Raw genomic sequence first — 17,199 nt, forward strand, 5'->3', positions numbered from 1 at the left:
CTCAGCCCCCGCCCGACAGCAATCTTGCCGCCGCCGCCCTCGCCTCTTCCGTCACCGACGCGCCGGCCAGCATGCGGGCAATCTCCTCGGTGCGGGCGCCGTCGTCCATCCGGGCGACGCGGGTGGCGACCGCCTCGCTGCCTTCGATCGGCCCCTTGGAAATCAGAAGGTGGGTGGCTGCGCGTGCGGCCACTTGCGGCGCATGCGTGACGGAAAGTACCTGCACCGTCGAGGACAGGCGCTTCAGCCGCTGGCCGATCGCATCGGCGACCGCGCCGCCAACGCCGGTATCGATTTCGTCGAAGACCAGCGTCGGCGCAGAGCCGCGGTCGGCAAGTGCCACCTTGAGCGCCAGAAGAAAGCGCGAAAGCTCACCGCCCGACGCCACCTTCATGATCGGTCCGGGGCGCGTGCCAGGGTTGGTCTGGACATGGAACTCGACGGTGTCGATGCCATCCTCGCCACCGCCGTCAGGATCGGTGGTGATGTTGACCATGAAGCGTGCGCGCTCGAGCTTCAGCGCCGGAAGCTCCGCCATCACGGCCGCGGCAAGAGCCTCGGCGGTATGGTGGCGGCGATCCGAGAGCGCGCGCGCCGCAACGTCATAAGCCGCCCGCATATCGGTCACGTGCTTCTCGAGTTGGACCAGCTTCTCCTCGCCGGCGTCGAGATCGGCGAGATCGGCGATCATCTTTGCGGCGAGCGCGGGGAGCCCGGCAACGGGAACGGAGTATTTGCGCGAGGCGGCGCGCAGCGCGAACAAGCGCTCTTCCGTCCGCTCCAGCAGCTTCGGGTCGAATTCGGTCTTGCGCAGCGCCGCATCCACCGCCATCTGCGCATCGGAAAGCTGGTCGACGGCGCGGCCAAGAAGCTCGACGGTTTCCTCCAGCAGGCCCGGAGCCTCCTGGCTCTTGCGTTCGAGCCTTCGAACCATCGAGGCGATGACCGGCACGGGCGAAGCATTGCCGTTGAGGAAATCGCTCGCCTCGTTGATGTCGCCGGCGATGCGCTCCGCCTTCATCATGCGGGCACGATCCTCGGCGAGCAGTTCCTCCTCGCCATCCTGCGGGGAAAGCTTCTCCAGCTCCTCGACGGACGAGCGCAGGTAGTCCGCTTCGCGCGCTGCCGCCTCGACCCTTTCACGATGGCGCCGAAGCGCGCGTTCGGCCTCCCGCCAGCGCTGGTAGAGGACTGCAACCTCGCCCGCCGGCTCGCCCAGCCCGCCGAAGGCGTCGAGCAGGATCCGGTGGGCATCGGTGTCGATCAGCGCCCGGTCGTCGTGCTGGCCATGGATCTCGACGAGTCGCTGGCCGGCCTGGCGCATCAATTGCACTGAGATCGGCTGGTCGTTGACATAGGCCTTGGTGCGCCCATCCGCCGATTGCACGCGGCGGAAGATGAGATCGCCGTCGTCATCAATGCCGTTGGTGCGCAGCAACGTACGCGCCGCATGGCTGGACGGCACATCGAACACGGCGGTCACCTGGCCCTTGTCGAGACCGTGGCGTACGAGCGCGCCGTCCCCTCGCCCGCCGAGGGCGAGCGACAGGCTGTCGAGCAGGATGGATTTGCCGGCGCCGGTTTCACCGGTCAGCACGGACAGGCCGGCATCGAACCCCAGATCAAGCCGTTCGATCAGGACAATATCGCGGATCGAAAGCTGTGCCAGCATCCGGGACCATATCTCTTTTCTCAGGCGCCGATGAGCTTCTTGCCGGCGCGCGAAATCCAGGAACCAGCGTTTTCACGCGGCTCCAGCCCCTTGGACTGGAGCAGCTTGTAGGAATCCGCATACCACTGGCTGTCCGGGTAGTTATGACCGAGGACGGCCGCAGCGGTTTGCGCCTCGCTGGCAAGACCCATTGCATAATAGGATTCGACGAGACGCGCGAGAGCTTCTTCGATCTGGTTGGTGTTGCCGTACTGCTCCACGACCGTGCGGAAGCGCGTGATGGCAGCGAGGTATTCCTTCCGCTCCAGATAATAGCGCCCGACCTGCATCTCCTTGCCGGCCAGCTGGTCACGCGCAAAGCGGATCTTGGTCTGGGCGTCTTCGACATACTCCGACTTCGGATACTTCGTGACGACGTTCTGCATCGCCTCGATCGTCTTGGTGGCCGCCCGCTGATCCTGCGTGACGCTCGGGATCTGCTTCGCATAGGCGAGGCCGACGATGTACTGCGCGTAGGCCGCATCCTCCGATTCGGGATAGAGGTTCAGGTAGCGGTTGCCGGCGGCAATCGCCTCCTCGGTCTGCCCCTGGCGGTAGCTGACGAAAGCGTTCATCACGAGTGCCTTGCGGGCATATTCGGAGAACGGATGCTGACGGTCGATGGCCTCGAACTTCCGCGAGGCTTCCGTGACTTTGCCCGCGTTCAGGTTGGCTAGGCCCTGGTTGTAAAGAACTTCAGGCGGATCGGTCTCGCCGGCCAGCTTGGTAATGTCGATGTCGGGATCACTCTGGCAAGCCGTCAGCGCAACCGGCGCTGTCAACAGGAAGGCGACGCAGGCAATTCGCGTCCAATGCTTCGCACCAACAGTCCCTGCAATATTCATCTGACAATCCCAAAATCAGCGCGGCGCCCTTGCCGAGCGCCGTCAATAGCCTTGCGTTCTATCCTCAAACTCGCGCGGACCGCAACGCCATGCAGGCGCATTGACGCAATTTTGTGGCAAACTATGTGTGAAAACACCAAGATGTGGGAAACATCCCCGGCCTTATGCAGACCAGGGAGCAAACCCGGGTGCGTTGACGGCCGTGAGCTCCCGCTTGCCGGCGCGGCGCGGTGCAGTTGCCTCCACCACTTCATAGGCGGTGCGATCGTTCAGCAACGCCTTCAGCGCATGCGCATTCATCTTGTGGCCACCGCGATAGGAGCGGTAGCAGCCGATGAACTGCGCCCCGGCAAGCGCCAGATCGCCGACCGCGTCGAGCGTCTTGTGACGGGCAAACTCGTCCCGGTAGCGAAGGCCCTCGACGTTGATCACCGCATTGTCGTCGGAAATGACCACCGAATTCTCGAGTGACGACCCGAGCGCGTAGCCGGCGGCCCAAAGCCGCTCAACATCGCGCATGAAGCCGAACGTGCGGGCACGCGAGAGTTCGCTGCGGAAGGTTGCGGGCGTCAATTCCCCCTTCCAGGCCTGGCGACCGATCAGCGGGCAATCGAAATCGATTTCCACTTCAAAGCGCGTGCCGTCGTGCGGCAGAAACTCCGCCCAGGACGCACCGGCTTCAACGCGAACCGGCTTGACGACGCGGATATAGCGGCGCTTGACGGCGAGCGGGCGCAATCCCACCTGGTCGATCGCGTCGATGAACGGCGCTGAGCTGCCATCCATGATCGGCATTTCGGCGCCGTGAACCTCGATCAGGACGTTGTCCAGCGAAAGCGCATAGAGCGCTGCCATCACGTGCTCGACGGTCGCGATCGACTTGTCCGGCGAAAAGCCGAGAACGGTGCAAAGATCCGTATTGCCGACCTGCCCGGAGACCGCGCGATATTCGCTGACGCTGCCGTTGTCATGCACGCGTTGAAATACGATGCCACTATCGGCCTCAGCCGGGTGGAAGGTGATCGAAACGACGGCGCCGGAATGGACGCCGGTTCCCGAAATCGTGACCGGGCTCGAGATCGTCGTCTGAAAACCCAGCAAGCTAATGGACATTTCCTATTGCCTTGTTCTGCACTGGCACCACGCCAGTCGTCTTTATCTGTCGAGCGCGCCTTGCAACCACTGAGATCCGCGTTTGAGGCTGCGCTACCGAGGTCACCGCCGGGCGGTAAAAATCGCCCTTGAATCAAGGCCATGCCCTCGTTTTCGGCCGGAATGTAGTTGTGCGCCTCTTCCCTTACAAATCACTGTTTCTTTCGATATGTTACGCCTTGACCACCAAACTTAAATGTTTGATTAAAAACGATAAAAGCAAAAGACCCGGATCACGGATCCGGGTCTTTTGACATCTTCCGTTACAATTTCAGTTCGACTGCCGGCGCAGGAACGCAGGGATCTCGAGTTGGTCGTCCTCGCTGAGTGCGCGCGGCTGCGGATTGGCGCGGCCGTGGTCGTCGAGCTGGCCGCGACGCGGCGCATAGAGGCTCGCCTCAGGCGACAACGTCCGGCGCTGCGGCGCGGGCGCGGCCTCTGCCGCGGCCTGTGGCTCCTCCTCCTCGCGGCGCGAGAGCGACGAGGTAAGGCGTCTCAGCAGGCCCATCGGACCGCGCTCCTCGGCCTGAACCTGCGCCGGCTGGCTGCGGTGCTCAACCTCTGCCTGGACGACGGGTGGGAAGTCCTCGATTCGCGGCATGCGAGTCGCGACCGGCTCCTGGCGGATGACCGGTGCGGCCGGCTCTGCCCGCGGGGCGACCGGCGCTGCGGCGACCGGCTGCTGGAACTGCGGCTGCTGGATCGGCGCCGGGCGTGCGGCGACCGGGGCCTCCGCGACCGGAGCTGCGGCAAAGAGGCGACTCTGCGGCCGGAATTCCTCCTGCGGAGCTGCAGCCGCCCTTGCCTCCGGCAGAGCCAGTTCGCGCTCGAGGCCGAGTTCCGCCGCCAGGATCGTCTCGGAGATCGGATCGGCAGTGCGGAGCGGCTGGGCAGCGACAGGCTGAGGTGCCGCCGGCTGGCTCATCACCGGAGCCGGTGCAACCGGCTGCGACACCTGAGGCTGAACCGGAACGGCAGCGGACGGACGGATCAGCGGCTTGCTTGCGCCACGAAAGTCGGCGTTCTTGCCAGACATTTCCGCGGCGGCGCGATCGATGCCGGTGGCAACGACGGAGACGCGGATCAGCCCCTCCAGTTCCTCGTCGAAGGTCGCGCCGAGAATGATGTTGGCGTCCGGATCGACTTCCTCGCGGATGCGGGTCGCCGCCTCGTCGACTTCGAACAGGGTCAGGTCGCGGCCGCCGGTGATCGAGATCAGCAGGCCCTGGGCGCCCTTCATCGAGGTTTCGTCGAGCAGCGGGTTGGCGATCGCCGCTTCGGCGGCCGCCATTGCGCGGCCCTCGCCGGAAGCCTCGCCCGTGCCCATCATCGCACGACCCATCTCGCGCATGACCGAGCGGACGTCGGCGAAGTCGAGGTTGATCAGGCCTTCCTTGACCATCAGGTCGGTGATGCAGGCGACGCCCGAGTAGAGGACCTGGTCGGCCATCGCGAAGGCATCGGCAAACGTCGTCTTGTCGTTGGCGATGCGGAACAGGTTCTGGTTCGGGATGACGATCAGCGTGTCGACCGACTTCTGCAGTTCCTGGATGCCCTGCTCGGCCAGCCGCATGCGGCGACCGCCTTCGAAGTGGAACGGCTTGGTGACAACGCCGACGGTCAGGATGCCCTTGTTGCGGGCGGCCTGGGCGACGATCGGAGCAGCACCGGTGCCCGTGCCGCCGCCCATGCCGGCGGTGACGAAGCACATGTGGGTGCCGTTCAGATGGTCGATGATCTCGTCGATGCACTCCTCGGCGGCCGCACGGCCGACCTCGGGCTGCGAACCGGCGCCGAGACCCTCGGTGACCTGGGCACCCATCTGGATGATCCGTTCGGCCTTCGTCATGGTCAGTGCCTGGGCGTCCGTGTTGGCGACGACGAAATCGACGCCCTGCAGCCCTGCGGTGATCATGTTGTTGACCGCATTGCCACCGCCGCCACCAACACCAAAGACGGTGATGCGGGGCTTCAGCTCAGTGATGTCGGGCTTCTGCAGCTTGATCGTCATTGTACCTGTTCCTTTGTCTGTTCTGGCCTGCATCGCCACACCGGCCAATATCCCAAAAACTCGATTCCGTTTTTCCCGCTACGCACGCACTCGCGGCAAACCCGTCAGAAACTCTCCTTCAGCCACTGCCCCATCCGGGCGATGCGGCTGTTACCGCCTGCAAGCGACGCAAGCATGCCGCCTTGCGTCGCATGCGTTTCCAGCTCCGCAACCTGCGGATAGATCATAAGCCCCACTGCTGTGGAGAATGCCGCCCCCTTGGCCGCGGCCGGCAGGCCAGACACGCCAAGCGGACGCCCGACGCGAACATTACGCGCAAGAATCCGGCGCGCGGCTTCCGGCAACCCCGTCAGCTGGCTTGCGCCACCCGTCAACACGATCCGCTTGCCGACGATCGGCGAGAAGCCGGAGCGCTGGATGCGGTCGCGAATCAGTTCGAGCGTCTCCTCGATCCGGGCACAGACAATGCGAGAAAGCAGCGCGCGCGGCACATGCGTCGGCTGGTCCCGGTCGTCTTCGCCAAGCGCAGGCACTGCCACGATGTCGCGCTCGTCGGAGGCATTCGGCAGCGCAGAGCCATGCACGACCTTCAGCCGTTCGGCATCCTCGATGCGGGTAGACAGACCGCGGGCAATGTCGGTCGTTACGTGATGGCCGCCAAGCGCGACGGCGTCCGCATGGACGAGCTTGCCTTCGGCGAAGACGGAAATCGTCGTTGTTCCGCCGCCCATGTCGATGCAGGCGCAACCGAGTTCGACCTCGTCGTCCACGAGCGCCGACAGGCCGCTCGCGTAGGGCGTGGCCACCATACCCTCGACCGAGAGGTGGGCACGGTTGACGCAGAGTTCGAGGTTCTTCAGCGCGGTCCGCTCGGCCGTCAGCACATGCATGTCGACGCCCAGCACATCGCCGTACATGGAGAGCGGATCACGGATGCCGCGCTCGCCGTCGAGGGAGAAACCGGTCGGCAGGGAATGCAGGATGGCGCGATCCTGGCGCAGCGAGCGCTGGCCGGCCGCAGCCAGCACCTTGCGCAGGTCCGCCGCTTCCACTTCCTGGCCACCGAGATCGATCGTGCCGGTATAGATGTCGCTTTGCAGGCGACCCGCGGAGACGTTGACGATCAGGCTGTCGATCGTCAGGCCCGCCATGCGCTCGGCGGCATCGACGGCAAGGCGAACAACGCTTTCAGCCGCGTCCAGATCCGCGATCACCCCGTTTTTGACGCCCCGCGAGCGGTGGTGTCCGATGCCGATAACCTCGATCGAGTGCGTCCGGCCGGGAAGGATTTCGCTTTCCGGTCGCGGCGTCAGCTTGCCGATCATGCAGACGACCTTGGTCGAGCCGATGTCGAGCACCGAAACGACGTGCGACCGCTTGGAATTGAGCGGCTTCAAACGCGGCAGGCCGAAATGGGAGGAGCCGAAGATACTCATGAGCGATCGGTCACCTTCTTGAGTTCCTTGGTGCGCTGCTCCAGCACCACCTTGCGGCGGGCGGCGGCCCCTTCAGTCAACTGTATCGTGGTGCGGTCCTCGAGCCGCAGGTCGACGGCGGCGATGTCGCGCTCCAGGAGCCCATGCTCGACGTCGAACCGGGACAACACGTCCATAGCCCGGGCGATGTTGGTTTCCGGCAGTTTGACGACAATGCCGTTGTCGAGACGGAGGTCCCACCGACGGCCGGCCACTCGAACGTATGCCTTCACGCGCGCCTTGATTTCCGGCCAGTTGTCGAACTGCTTGTCGAAGCTCGCCGCCGCCGTCTCGGCATCGCGTCCGACGAACAGCGGCAAGGCCGAGAACTTGTTGTCACGGAGCGGCGCGATGACGCTGCCATTCTTCTCGATCAGCGAAAGATCGTCGCCGTGCTGCCAGATGGCGAACGCCTCGCGTTCCTTGAGCGCGACCTCGATCGTGCCCGGATAGACCTTTCGGACGGAGACCTGCTCCACCCACGGAAGCTGCGCAAGCTTGCCGCGCACGTCCTCGACGTCCACCGCCACAAGCGAGGTGGTGCCATCGAGACCGAGATGCGCGAGAATTTCGATTTCCGACGTTTCGCGCGCACCGGAAACCTTCACGTCGTCGATGGCAAAGCCCGCTGCCGCCGTCGTCGCCTGAGTGAAATCCTGCGTGTGGCCGCCGAGCGACATCCCGTAGAAACCGGTCGCTGCCAGGAAAGCGATCGCGGCAACCGTGCCCGTATGGCGCGCTATCGGCACGCGCCCGACGGCGAGGCTGACGGTGAACCGCACGATCCTGCGCAGCGGACGCGGCAATACGCGCCCGGAATCAGCATCGACGAGACCCGCAGCGCCCTGCCGAGCCGCCTTGCTCCTCTTTCTGCCGATCAACGCAAGCACGACGCGTCCTCCACCATCCAACTCAAGAATTCACCAAAGGAATGACCGGCATGAACGGCCATCTCGGGCACCAGCGACGTCGGCGTCATGCCGGGCTGGGTGTTGACCTCCAGCCACACAACCTCGCCGTTCTCGGAGAAGCGGTCGTCATATCGAAAGTCCGATCTGCTGACGCCGCGACAGCCGATCGCCTGATGCGCCTTGAGTGCTAGTGTTTGTATTTTTTGGTAAATATTTGGTGAAATTTGCGCAGGAAGGACGTGCCTTGAGCCCCCTTGCGCGTATTTCGCGTCATAATCGTAGAAGCCGTGTCCCTGCGGCACCACCTCGGTGACACCAAGGGCAACATCACCCATGACTCCGCACGTCAATTCCCGGCCGTAGACGTAGCGCTCGACCATGACTCGATCGCCATAACGCCAGTCATCGGAGGTAATGACCTGCGGCGGATGCGCCTGATCTTCCTTGACGATGACGACACCGAAGCTGGAGCCCTCGCGTACCGGCTTGACCACATAGGGTGGCTTCATCGGGTGCCTGGAGGTGAATTCAAAGCGATCCATCACCTTCGCTTCAGCAACGGGAATGCCGGCCGCCTTGGCGACGATCTTCGCCTGCGCCTTGTCCATTGCCAGCGCAGAAGCAAGCACGCCGGAATGCGTATAGGGAATCCTTAAGAATTCGAGGATGCCCTGAATCGTACCATCCTCGCCGAACGGGCCATGCAGGGCATTGAAAGCCACATCCGGCTTCAGGTCCGAAAGCACCGTCGCGACATCATAGCCGACATCAACACGGGTTACGCGGTAGCCGACGGCTTCGAGCGCATCTGCACAGGCGTTGCCGGACGAAAGGCTTACGGGCCTTTCGGAGGAAACTCCGCCCATCAGCATGGCTACATGCTTGCTCATCTGCACCCCCGGACTCTCTCGCACACTGACCGACCTCGCTTGTGCGGACCTGATCCCTCAAGGAACCGACTCGGACATTCGAGACGATGTAACTAAAGCTGCATTATGGTTAATGAAGCGTTTACTTTCGTTAACCGACATGCGCCGCAAACAGTGGCGGCCGCGCCCCGAATCGAAACACTTCATCGAATATCGCCTTAGAATCAGAGAGTTGCCGGCGATGCAAGCCTTCGTTGCCAGCCGAACGAAATGCGAGACCGAGGCTAATGCATGTTACCGTCGGCGCTGGTCGACCTGAGCCGTTCGTCCACTGCCCTTAGATAGCGGACGCGCAGGCCCGGGATCGAAGACAAAGCCGAACAAGGGGCAGTATGCCACCATGTCTCTGCCCGCTGCTGCGCAAGCAAGATTTGAAACCGAGACGACTGGACGCGCCGGGCGGCCTCATTGGGCGAGAGCCGGCACAAATGCACGGCGAACTCACGCTCAATCATGTCGGCTCCGAAGGCGCGCGGATCCAGAGGCGGGCGGCGTTAACAAGTTGCCGTCTTCACCAACGCCTCCTTGGCGAGCCATTCAAGATATGTCGCGGACAGATTGCAATTGTCGCAAAAATTACAAGAACACGGCTAATTTAGCATTATTTTTGTTTCAACGCCGGGTTCGATGCCCTAAGAACGGTCTCGCTGCCTCCCAAGACGGCAAGAACAATCCAACAACAGGTATGAGAAAAAAAATGAGTGACACTTCCATGACGGTGTCACCGACCGCAACGCATTCGACTACCTCCGCCGTGAACTCCCCGGCGCGTGTCCTTTTTGCAAGCCTGGTCGGGACGACCATCGAATTCTTCGATTTCTACGTCTACGCAACCGCCGCGGTGATCGTCTTCCCGCACCTTTTCTTCCCGTCCGCCGATCCGACCTCGGCGATGCTGCAGTCCTTCGCCACCTTCTCGATCGCCTTCTTCGCGCGTCCGTTCGGCGCCGTGGTGTTCGGGCACTTCGGCGACAAGGTCGGACGCAAGGCGACACTCGTCGCCGCCCTGATGACGATGGGCGTTTCCACCGTCGCGATCGGCCTGCTGCCGACCTATGCGACGATCGGCGTCTGGGCGCCGCTGCTGCTGGCGCTGTGCCGGTTCGGCCAGGGGCTTGGCCTCGGCGGCGAATGGGGCGGTGCAGTGCTGCTCGCCACCGAAAACGCCCCGCCCGGAAAGCGTACCTGGTATGCGATGTTCCCGCAGCTCGGCGCGCCGATCGGCTTCATCCTCTCGGCCGGCACCTTCCTGGTTCTCGGAGAGACGCTCAGCAACGAGGACTTCCTCGCCTGGGGCTGGCGCCTGCCGTTCATCCTCAGCGTCCTGCTCGTCATCATCGGTCTCTATGTCCGGCTGAAGATCACCGAGACGCCGGAGTTCCAGAAGGCGATCGACAAGCACGAGCGCGTGCAGGTGCCGATCACCCAGATCCTGAAGTGGCACAAGCGCAGCCTCGTGCTCGGCACCTTCGTGGCGCTCGCGACCTTCGTGCTGTTTTACCTGATGACCGTCTTTGCGCTTTCCTGGGGCACGGCCAAACTCGGCTATTCGCGCGAGCAGTTCCTTGTCATCCAGATGACCGGCGTCGTCTTCTTCGGCCTGATGATTCCGGTCTCGGGCATCCTGTCCGACCGTTATGGCCGTCGATTGATGCTCGTACTGACGACGATCAGCATCGCGGTCTTCGGCGTCTTCATGGGGCCGATGCTCGCCGGCGGCCTCGCCGGCGCCTTTGCCTGCTCGATCATCGGCCTCGGCCTGATGGGCATGACCTACGGCCCGATCGGCGCGGCGCTCGCGGCCCCCTTCCCGACCTCGGTGCGCTACACCGGCGCCTCGATGACGTTCAACCTCGCCAGCATCTTCGGTGCTTCGCTCGCGCCCTACATCGCGACCTGGCTCGCCACCGCCTACAGCCTGAACTACGTCGGCTACTATCTGGCGGCGGCCGCAGTGATCACACTTGTCTGCCTGCTGTTGTCCTCGGAAGACGAAGTCTCCGGCTGACGATCGACGACGACTGCACGAAAAAGGGCCGCGCCGGTATCCCGGCGCGGCCCTTTTATTTTGGACTTGCGCAAATCTCAGGCGGTGGCCGTGCCGAGGAATTCCTTGATCTCGTAGCCCGGCATGAAATTGCCGATGCGCCTGATCTCCCATTGCAGCATGATGCCGGAATGCTCGAGCACGCGGCTGCGGACGGTCTCGCCCAGATACTCGAGCTCGTAGCCGGTCGCCTGTCCGGTGTTGATCATGAAGTTGCAGTGCATCGGCGACATCTGCGCGCCGCCGATCATCAGCCCACGGCAACCGGCCTCGTCGATCAGCTTCCAGGCCGAGTGGCCTTCGGGGTTCTTGAAGGTCGAGCCGCCGGTCTTTTCACGGATCGGCTGAACGGTCTCGCGGTGCTGGCGCACCGCGTCCATCTTCTCACGGATCTGCGCCTTGTCGCCGGCATGGCCCTGGAAAATCGCATGGGTGAAGATCAGGCCGTCGGGTGCTTTCGAATGGCGATAGCTGTAGCCCATGTCGGCATTCGACAGCACGTATGCGTTGCCCTTGCGATCGACGGCGTGAACTTCGACGACGAGATCCTTCGTCTCGCCGCCGTTGGCGCCGGCGTTCATCCGCAGCGCCCCGCCGATCGAGCCGGGAATGCCGTAGAAGAACTCGAAGCCGGCGATGCCGTTGTCGAGCGCCATTGCGGCAATGTTCTTGTCCGGGCAGATCGCGCCCGCCTTGATTCGGTTCTCGCGGACCAGTTCGAGATCGCCGAAGCCCTTGGCCGAAAGACGGATGACGACGCCGGGAATCCCTCCGTCGCGCACGAGAAGATTCGAGCCGACACCGACCACCGTCAGCGGCACATCGTCCGGCAACAGCTTCAGAAAGGTGACGAGGTCCTCGGTGTCGTGCGGCTGGAACATCAGTTCGGCCAGTCCGCCGGCCCGAAACCATGTGACGCGGTCCATCGGCGCATCCGGCGTCAGCCGCCCGCGCACGTCCTTGATGCCGTCGCCAAGAGACGCCAGCAACTTTTCGCCATTCACCTGTTTCATGCCATCATTCCCGAAATGCCTGCGAGTTCCTTTGGCAGCGCTCCAGCCCAATGGGTGATGCTACCTGCTCCCAAGAGAACCACAAAGTCGCCAGGCTTAGCAATGGTGCCAATGGTGGAGGCCAGGTTCTCCGGCCCCTCCAGATAGCGCGCGTCGCGGTGTCCGCTCGCCTTGATCCGGGAAACCAGGGTTTCTGCGTCGCTGCCCTCGATCGGTTCCTCACCCGCCGCATAGATCGGCGCGATCATGATCGTGTCCGCATCGTTGAAGCAGCCGGCGAACTCCTCGAACAGACTGTGGACGCGCGAGTAACGATGGGGCTGATGAACCGCGATGATTCGCCCCTGGCAGGCCTCGCGCGCGGCCTTCAGGACCGCCTTGATCTCGACCGGGTGGTGGCCATAGTCGTCGTAGACGCTGACGCCGTTCCACGTCCCCGTGAGCGTAAAGCGTCGCTTGACGCCACTGAACGAAGCGATGCCGCGCGCAATGTCTTCCGGCGAGATCCCGAGCCGTTGCGCAACTGCGACCGCGGCGGTGGCATTGGAAACGTTGTGGCGGCCGGGCATGGGCAGGCGAAGATCCTTCAGTTCGATCACCTGGCCGGTCCGGCGCCGGCGGATCTCAACGTCGAAGACCGATGTCGCCCCGTCCATCCGCACATTGCCGAAGCGCACGTCGGCCTGCGGGTTCTCGCCGTAGGTGATGACCTTGCGATCCTCGATGCGGCTGACCATCGCCTGCACTTCCGGATGATCCAGGCACAGGACGCCGAAGCCGTAGAACGGCACGTTCTCGACGAACTGGCGAAACGCCTCGCGCACCGCGTCGAAACTGCCGTAGTGATCCAGATGCTCCGGATCGATGTTCGTCACCACGGCGACGTCGGCCGGCAGCTTGAGGAACGTGCCGTCGGATTCGTCGGCCTCCACCACCATCCACTCGCCCTCGCCCATGCGCGCGTTGGTGCCGTAGGCGTTGATGATGCCGCCGTTGATGACGGTCGGGTCCAGCCCGCCGGCCTCGAGCAACGCCGCGACCATCGATGTGGTCGTCGTCTTGCCGTGTGTGCCGCCGATCGCGATCGCATTGCGGAATCGCATCAACTCGGCCAGCATCTCGGCCCGGCGGACGACGGGAAGCAGCTTTTCGCGCGCCGCGATTAGCTCGGGATTGTCCTTCTTGATCGCCGTCGAAACGACCACCACCTCGGCGTCACCAAGGTTCTCGGCCTTGTGGCCAACGTGAACGGTGATGCCCTTCTCGCGCAACCGCTGGACATTGGCGCTGTCGGACTGGTCGGAGCCCTGTACACGGTGGCCGAGATTGTGCAGCACCTCGGCAATGCCGCTCATGCCGATGCCGCCGATTCCGATGAAATGAACGAGCCCTATGCTCTTCGGCATCTTCATGCGCGTTCTCCTTTGAATTCCGCTATCGTCTTGCCGCCCGCAATAGCTTCCACCATGGCGGCGAGCAAGCGTGCGGCACCCGGCTTGCCCGTCTTTCGGGCGTTCTCCGCCATCTCGGCCATCCGATCCGGATGCTTGATCGCATCGGTGATGATCAGCGCAAGCTTCTCGGGAGAAAGCTCGGACTGGGTGATCACTTGCGCCCCGCCATTGGCGGCGAGTGCTGCAGCATTCGCCGCCTGATCGTGATCGAGGGCATAGGGATAGGGCACCAGCACGGCCGGCCGGCCAATGACGGACAGCTCCGAAACAGTCGAGGCGCCGGAACGGCTGACGACAAGATGCGCGTTTGCGAGGCGGTCCGCCATGTCGGTGAAGAAGGGCGAAACGTCTGCGGCGATTGCGAGCCTCTCGTAAATGGCCTCGACACCTTCACGATCCTCGGGCCGGGCCTGCTGGGTTATGCGCAGGCGTGCCCGCTTGGCTTCGCTGAGCCGGCAGACAGCCTGCGGAACGGCCTTGGAAAAGAACTGCGCCCCCTGGCTGCCGCCGAAGACAACGAGGCGGAATTCGCTGTCCGGTTTCGCCGGCTGATAGGGCACTTCGGCCGCCGCGAGTACGGCCGGGCGGACCGGATTGCCGGTCGTGACCGTCTTTGCCGCATACGCGCCCTCGCCGTCCGGCAGGAACCCGCCGGCAATCGCCTGCACGCGGGCGGCAAGCGCCTTGTTGGCGCGGCCCATCACGGCGTTCTGCTCGTGGATCATCGACGGTATGCGCATGCCGGTCGCGGCCAGCAACGGCGGCAAGGTCGGGTAGCCGCCGAACCCGACGACGGCGCTGGGTCGAAGCCGTGCCAGCAGCCGCCGCGCCGCCCGCAGGCCCGTCCACAGCGTCCACAACGACGAGACGACCTTCACCGGGTTCTTCGAGCCGATCGTCGCCGACGGCACGACGTGGATTTCGTCGGCCGGGAATTTGCCGGCGAAGCGCTCGGCGCGGCTGTCGGTGACGAGATGCACAGACCAACCATTCGCCTTCAATTCATGCGCCAGCGCCTCGGCCGGAAAAAGATGGCCGCCGGTGCCCCCGGCGGCGAGCAGGATGATGCCTTTGCTCATTCGATATTACTCCGCGGGAGAAAGCATGCCGGAGCGGAAGAGGCTTCGCTCGGCGGCACGCTTTTCCGGCCGGTGACGCGTCAAGGCAAGGATGAAGCCCGCCGTGACGCAGATTGCGACCATCGACGAGCCGCCATAGGAGATGAGCGGCAGGGTCATCCCCTTGGCCGGCAGCAGTTCGAGGTTCACGCCGATGTTGATCATAGACTGGATGCCGATCAGGAGCACCAGCCCGGCGACGGCGAAACGGGTGAAATCGTTGCGCTCCTTGAACGCATGGTTCAAGCCGCGCATCACGACGAAGGCGAAGACCGCGACGATGACCATGCAGAAGACGATGCCGAACTCTTCTGCCGCGACCGAAAATATGAAGTCGGTATGGCTGTCCGGAATGATGCGCTTGACGATACCCTCGCCCGGGCCCTTTCCGAACCAGTCACCACGGATGATCGCCTCGCGGGCGGTATCAACCTGGAACGTGTCGCCTTCGCCGGTGAGGAACCGATCGATACGGCCGGAGACGTGGTCGAAGAGATAGTAGGCGGAGACGAATCCCCCGATCGCAACGCCGCCGAGCAGAATGATCCAGATCCACGGCATGCCGGCCATGAAGAACATGCCGCCCCAGACCGCCGTGGTCAGGACCGTCTGACCAAGGTCCGGCTGCGCCACGAGGAGAGCGGCAACGATCCCGAACATCAGAATGGCGAAGAGGTTGCCGGGGATTTCCGGCTGGCGCGCGTGTTCGGAGAAAAGCCAGGCACAGATCACGACGAAGGCGGGCTTCATGAACTCCGACGGCTGGATCGACAGGCTGCCGATCGAGATCCAACGCCGCGCGCCCTTCACCTCGACGCCGATGAACAGTGCCAGCACCATCATCGCCAACGACACCACAAGCAGGATCGCCGCGGTTCGCCGCACCTGCCGGGGCGTTAGAAACGAGATGCCCACCATCGTCGCGATTGCCGGAAGCAAGAACAGGGCATGGCGCTTGACGAAGTGGAAGCTGTCGAGGTTGAGGCGCTCGGCCACTGCAGGGCTCGCGGCGAAGGACAGCATGAAGCCAATCCCCATCAGGAGGATGAAGGCGGCGAGAAACAACCTGTCTATTGTCCAGAACCAATCGGCCACCGGACCACGCTCGGCACGACTAACCATGGCAATCCCCCTAACCGTTTGCCTCGATCAGCATGGTCACGCCGGGAAGCGCCGCGACATGGCCGACAAAGGCATCGCCCCTGACTTCAAAATTCTTGTACTGGTCGAAGCTTGCGCAAGCCGGGGACAGCAGGACTGCCACCGGCCCACCCTCCTTCTCCGCATCCGCCGCCGCATGCAGAACGGCGCGCTCCAGCGTGCCGGAAATCTCGTAGGCGACCTGGTCGCCGAGCGTTGCGGCGAAGGCGGCGGCGGCTTCGCCGATCAGATACGCCTTTGCGATCCTGGGAAAGAAGCCGGAGAGGCTGGTGATGCCCCCCTCCTTCGGCAGTCCGCCTGCGATCCAGTATATCCGGTCATAGCTCGACAAGGCCGGGGCTGCCGCCTCCGCGTTCGTTGCCTTGGAATCGTTGACGAAGACGACGTCGCCCTTTCGGCCGACCGGCTGCATGCGGTGCTTGAGCCCGGGGAACGAGGCGAGGCCAGCGCGGATTTCGTCCTCGCTGACACCGACGGCAAGACAGGCGGCAATCGCCGCTGCCGCGTTCTGTGCATTGTGGCTGCCGCGCAGTGTCTGGATTGCGGAAAGGTCGGCGATTCCGCGTGAAGTGCCACCCCGCGCGATCCGGATGTGCGCGTCTTCCGCGTAGAGGCCGTTCGCCAGCGGTTGGCGGCGCGAAACGCGGACCACCTTTGTGCCGGAGCGCTCGACCCGATCGGCGATCAGTGTGGTGTAGGTGTCGTCGACGGCGATGACGGCCGTCTCGCTGCCGGCGACCAGTCGTTCCTTGACGTCGGCATAATGTTGCATGGTGCCGTGCCGGTCGAGGTGATCCGGAGTGAGGTTAAGGAGAAGGCCCGCCGTCGGATTGATCGTGGGTGCGAGATCGATCTGGTACGACGAGCATTCGACCACGAAGAACCGGCCGGCCTTCGGCGGATCGAGGGTCAGGACGGCCGTGCCGATGTTGCCGCCGAGTTGCGTATCACGCCCGCTCGCCTGCAGGATATGGGCGATCAGGGCGGTCGTCGTCGACTTGCCGTTGGTGCCGGTGATGGCGATGAACGGGCAATCGGGCGCATGGGCGCGACGCTCGCGCACGAACAGCTCGACGTCGCCGATGATCTCGACGCCGGCCGCACGCGCCAGATCCACGCTCCAATGCGGCTTCGGATGGGTCAGCGGCACGCCGGGGGACAGGACGAATGCCGAAATCGAATCCCAGTCGATCTGACGCAGGTCGCCGGTCGCAATGCCCGCATCGCTGGCTTTGGCAACGCTGTCGGGATTGTCGTCCCAGGCCATGACCTTCGCACCACCGGCGACGAGCGCCTCGGCCGTCGCCAGCCCCGAGCCCCCGAGCCCGAAGAGCGCGACGTTTCTGTCCTTGAAGGTCGTGACCGGGATCAT

At 63.8% G+C, this 17,199-nt stretch carries 13 protein-coding genes; 1 reads left to right on the plus strand and 12 read right to left on the minus strand.

What is annotated here, in order from left to right; all coding sequences use genetic code 11:
* Nucleotide 1: 1 nt before the first annotated feature.
* The 7 genes from recN to AC1DDS_RS14435 form a co-directional block, all read right to left on the minus strand.
* The gene (recN, locus tag AC1DDS_RS14405; RefSeq protein WP_477479518.1) at nucleotides 2-1,672 is read right to left on the minus strand and encodes a DNA repair protein RecN; all 1,671 of its coding nucleotides are present in this window, start codon (nucleotides 1,670-1,672) and stop codon (nucleotides 2-4) included.
* A 20-nt stretch (nucleotides 1,673-1,692) separates the two neighbouring features.
* On the minus strand, nucleotides 1,693-2,556 hold the full coding sequence (locus AC1DDS_RS14410; protein WP_477479519.1) for an outer membrane protein assembly factor BamD: 864 nt from the start codon (nucleotides 2,554-2,556) through the stop codon (nucleotides 1,693-1,695).
* 162 nt (nucleotides 2,557-2,718) lie between these two features.
* Complete coding sequence (gene lpxC / locus AC1DDS_RS14415) at nucleotides 2,719-3,669, minus strand: UDP-3-O-acyl-N-acetylglucosamine deacetylase (protein ID WP_477479520.1); 951 nt, start codon at nucleotides 3,667-3,669, stop codon at nucleotides 2,719-2,721.
* Nucleotides 3,670-3,979: 310 nt separating this feature from the next.
* Nucleotides 3,980-5,719, minus strand: a complete 1,740-nt coding sequence (gene ftsZ / locus AC1DDS_RS14420) for a cell division protein FtsZ (RefSeq protein WP_477479521.1) — start codon at nucleotides 5,717-5,719, stop codon at nucleotides 3,980-3,982.
* 104 nt (nucleotides 5,720-5,823) lie between these two features.
* Nucleotides 5,824-7,155: a cell division protein FtsA gene (ftsA, locus tag AC1DDS_RS14425; protein WP_477479522.1), complete on the minus strand. Its 1,332-nt coding sequence runs from the start codon at nucleotides 7,153-7,155 to the stop codon at nucleotides 5,824-5,826.
* Nucleotides 7,152-8,084: a cell division protein FtsQ/DivIB gene (locus tag AC1DDS_RS14430; protein ID WP_477479523.1), complete on the minus strand. Its 933-nt coding sequence runs from the start codon at nucleotides 8,082-8,084 to the stop codon at nucleotides 7,152-7,154. Before AC1DDS_RS14430 ends, ftsA begins: the two co-directional genes overlap by 4 nt.
* The gene (locus AC1DDS_RS14435) at nucleotides 8,072-8,995 is read right to left on the minus strand and encodes a D-alanine--D-alanine ligase (protein WP_477479524.1); all 924 of its coding nucleotides are present in this window, start codon (nucleotides 8,993-8,995) and stop codon (nucleotides 8,072-8,074) included. The genes AC1DDS_RS14430 and AC1DDS_RS14435 overlap by 13 nt, the downstream gene beginning before the upstream one ends.
* A 736-nt stretch (nucleotides 8,996-9,731) precedes the next feature.
* On the opposite strand from AC1DDS_RS14435, the gene AC1DDS_RS14440 reads away from it, so the two are divergent.
* Entirely contained in the window at nucleotides 9,732-11,042 is a 1,311-nt protein-coding gene (locus AC1DDS_RS14440; RefSeq protein ID WP_477479525.1) for an MFS transporter, read from the plus strand.
* 77 nt (nucleotides 11,043-11,119) lie between these two features.
* Here AC1DDS_RS14440 and murB read toward each other — a convergent pair whose 3' ends face one another.
* The 5 genes from murB to murD are packed head-to-tail and all read right to left on the minus strand — an operon-like array spanning nucleotide 11,120 to nucleotide 17,199.
* On the minus strand, nucleotides 11,120-12,094 hold the full coding sequence (gene murB / locus AC1DDS_RS14445) for a UDP-N-acetylmuramate dehydrogenase (RefSeq protein WP_477479526.1): 975 nt from the start codon (nucleotides 12,092-12,094) through the stop codon (nucleotides 11,120-11,122).
* Nucleotides 12,091-13,506 carry a UDP-N-acetylmuramate--L-alanine ligase gene (gene murC / locus AC1DDS_RS14450; protein ID WP_477479527.1) on the minus strand — a complete coding sequence of 472 codons (1,416 nt, stop codon included), beginning with the start codon at nucleotides 13,504-13,506 and terminating at the stop codon, nucleotides 12,091-12,093. Before murC ends, murB begins: the two co-directional genes overlap by 4 nt.
* On the minus strand, nucleotides 13,503-14,627 hold the full coding sequence (gene murG, locus AC1DDS_RS14455; RefSeq protein WP_477479528.1) for an undecaprenyldiphospho-muramoylpentapeptide beta-N-acetylglucosaminyltransferase: 1,125 nt from the start codon (nucleotides 14,625-14,627) through the stop codon (nucleotides 13,503-13,505). The genes murC and murG overlap by 4 nt, the downstream gene beginning before the upstream one ends.
* Nucleotides 14,628-14,633: 6 nt before the next feature.
* The gene (gene ftsW, locus AC1DDS_RS14460; RefSeq protein WP_477479529.1) at nucleotides 14,634-15,788 is read right to left on the minus strand and encodes a putative lipid II flippase FtsW; all 1,155 of its coding nucleotides are present in this window, start codon (nucleotides 15,786-15,788) and stop codon (nucleotides 14,634-14,636) included.
* 10 nt (nucleotides 15,789-15,798) lie between these two features.
* A complete protein-coding gene (gene murD, locus AC1DDS_RS14465; RefSeq protein ID WP_477479530.1) occupies nucleotides 15,799-17,199 on the minus strand; it encodes a UDP-N-acetylmuramoyl-L-alanine--D-glutamate ligase in 1,401 nt (466 codons plus the stop codon).

It is taken from the genome of Mycoplana sp. 10N416 (assembly GCF_056394765.1).

Coding starts and splice junctions, on each gene's coding strand:
- recN (WP_477479518.1), bottom strand. CDS start 1,672: ATGCTGGCACAGCTTTCGATCCGCGATATTGTCCTGATCGAACGGCTT.
- AC1DDS_RS14410 (WP_477479519.1), bottom strand. CDS start 2,556: ATGAATATTGCAGGGACTGTTGGTGCGAAGCATTGGACGCGAATTGCC.
- lpxC (WP_477479520.1), bottom strand. CDS start 3,669: ATGTCCATTAGCTTGCTGGGTTTTCAGACGACGATCTCGAGCCCGGTC.
- ftsZ (WP_477479521.1), bottom strand. CDS start 5,719: ATGACGATCAAGCTGCAGAAGCCCGACATCACTGAGCTGAAGCCCCGC.
- ftsA (WP_477479522.1), bottom strand. CDS start 7,155: ATGAGTATCTTCGGCTCCTCCCATTTCGGCCTGCCGCGTTTGAAGCCG.
- AC1DDS_RS14435 (WP_477479524.1), bottom strand. CDS start 8,995: ATGAGCAAGCATGTAGCCATGCTGATGGGCGGAGTTTCCTCCGAAAGG.
- AC1DDS_RS14440 (WP_477479525.1), top strand. CDS start 9,732: ATGAGTGACACTTCCATGACGGTGTCACCGACCGCAACGCATTCGACT.
- murB (WP_477479526.1), bottom strand. CDS start 12,094: ATGAAACAGGTGAATGGCGAAAAGTTGCTGGCGTCTCTTGGCGACGGC.
- murC (WP_477479527.1), bottom strand. CDS start 13,506: ATGAAGATGCCGAAGAGCATAGGGCTCGTTCATTTCATCGGAATCGGC.
- murG (WP_477479528.1), bottom strand. CDS start 14,627: ATGAGCAAAGGCATCATCCTGCTCGCCGCCGGGGGCACCGGCGGCCAT.
- ftsW (WP_477479529.1), bottom strand. CDS start 15,788: ATGGTTAGTCGTGCCGAGCGTGGTCCGGTGGCCGATTGGTTCTGGACA.
- murD (WP_477479530.1), bottom strand. CDS start 17,199: ATGATCCCGGTCACGACCTTCAAGGACAGAAACGTCGCGCTCTTCGGG.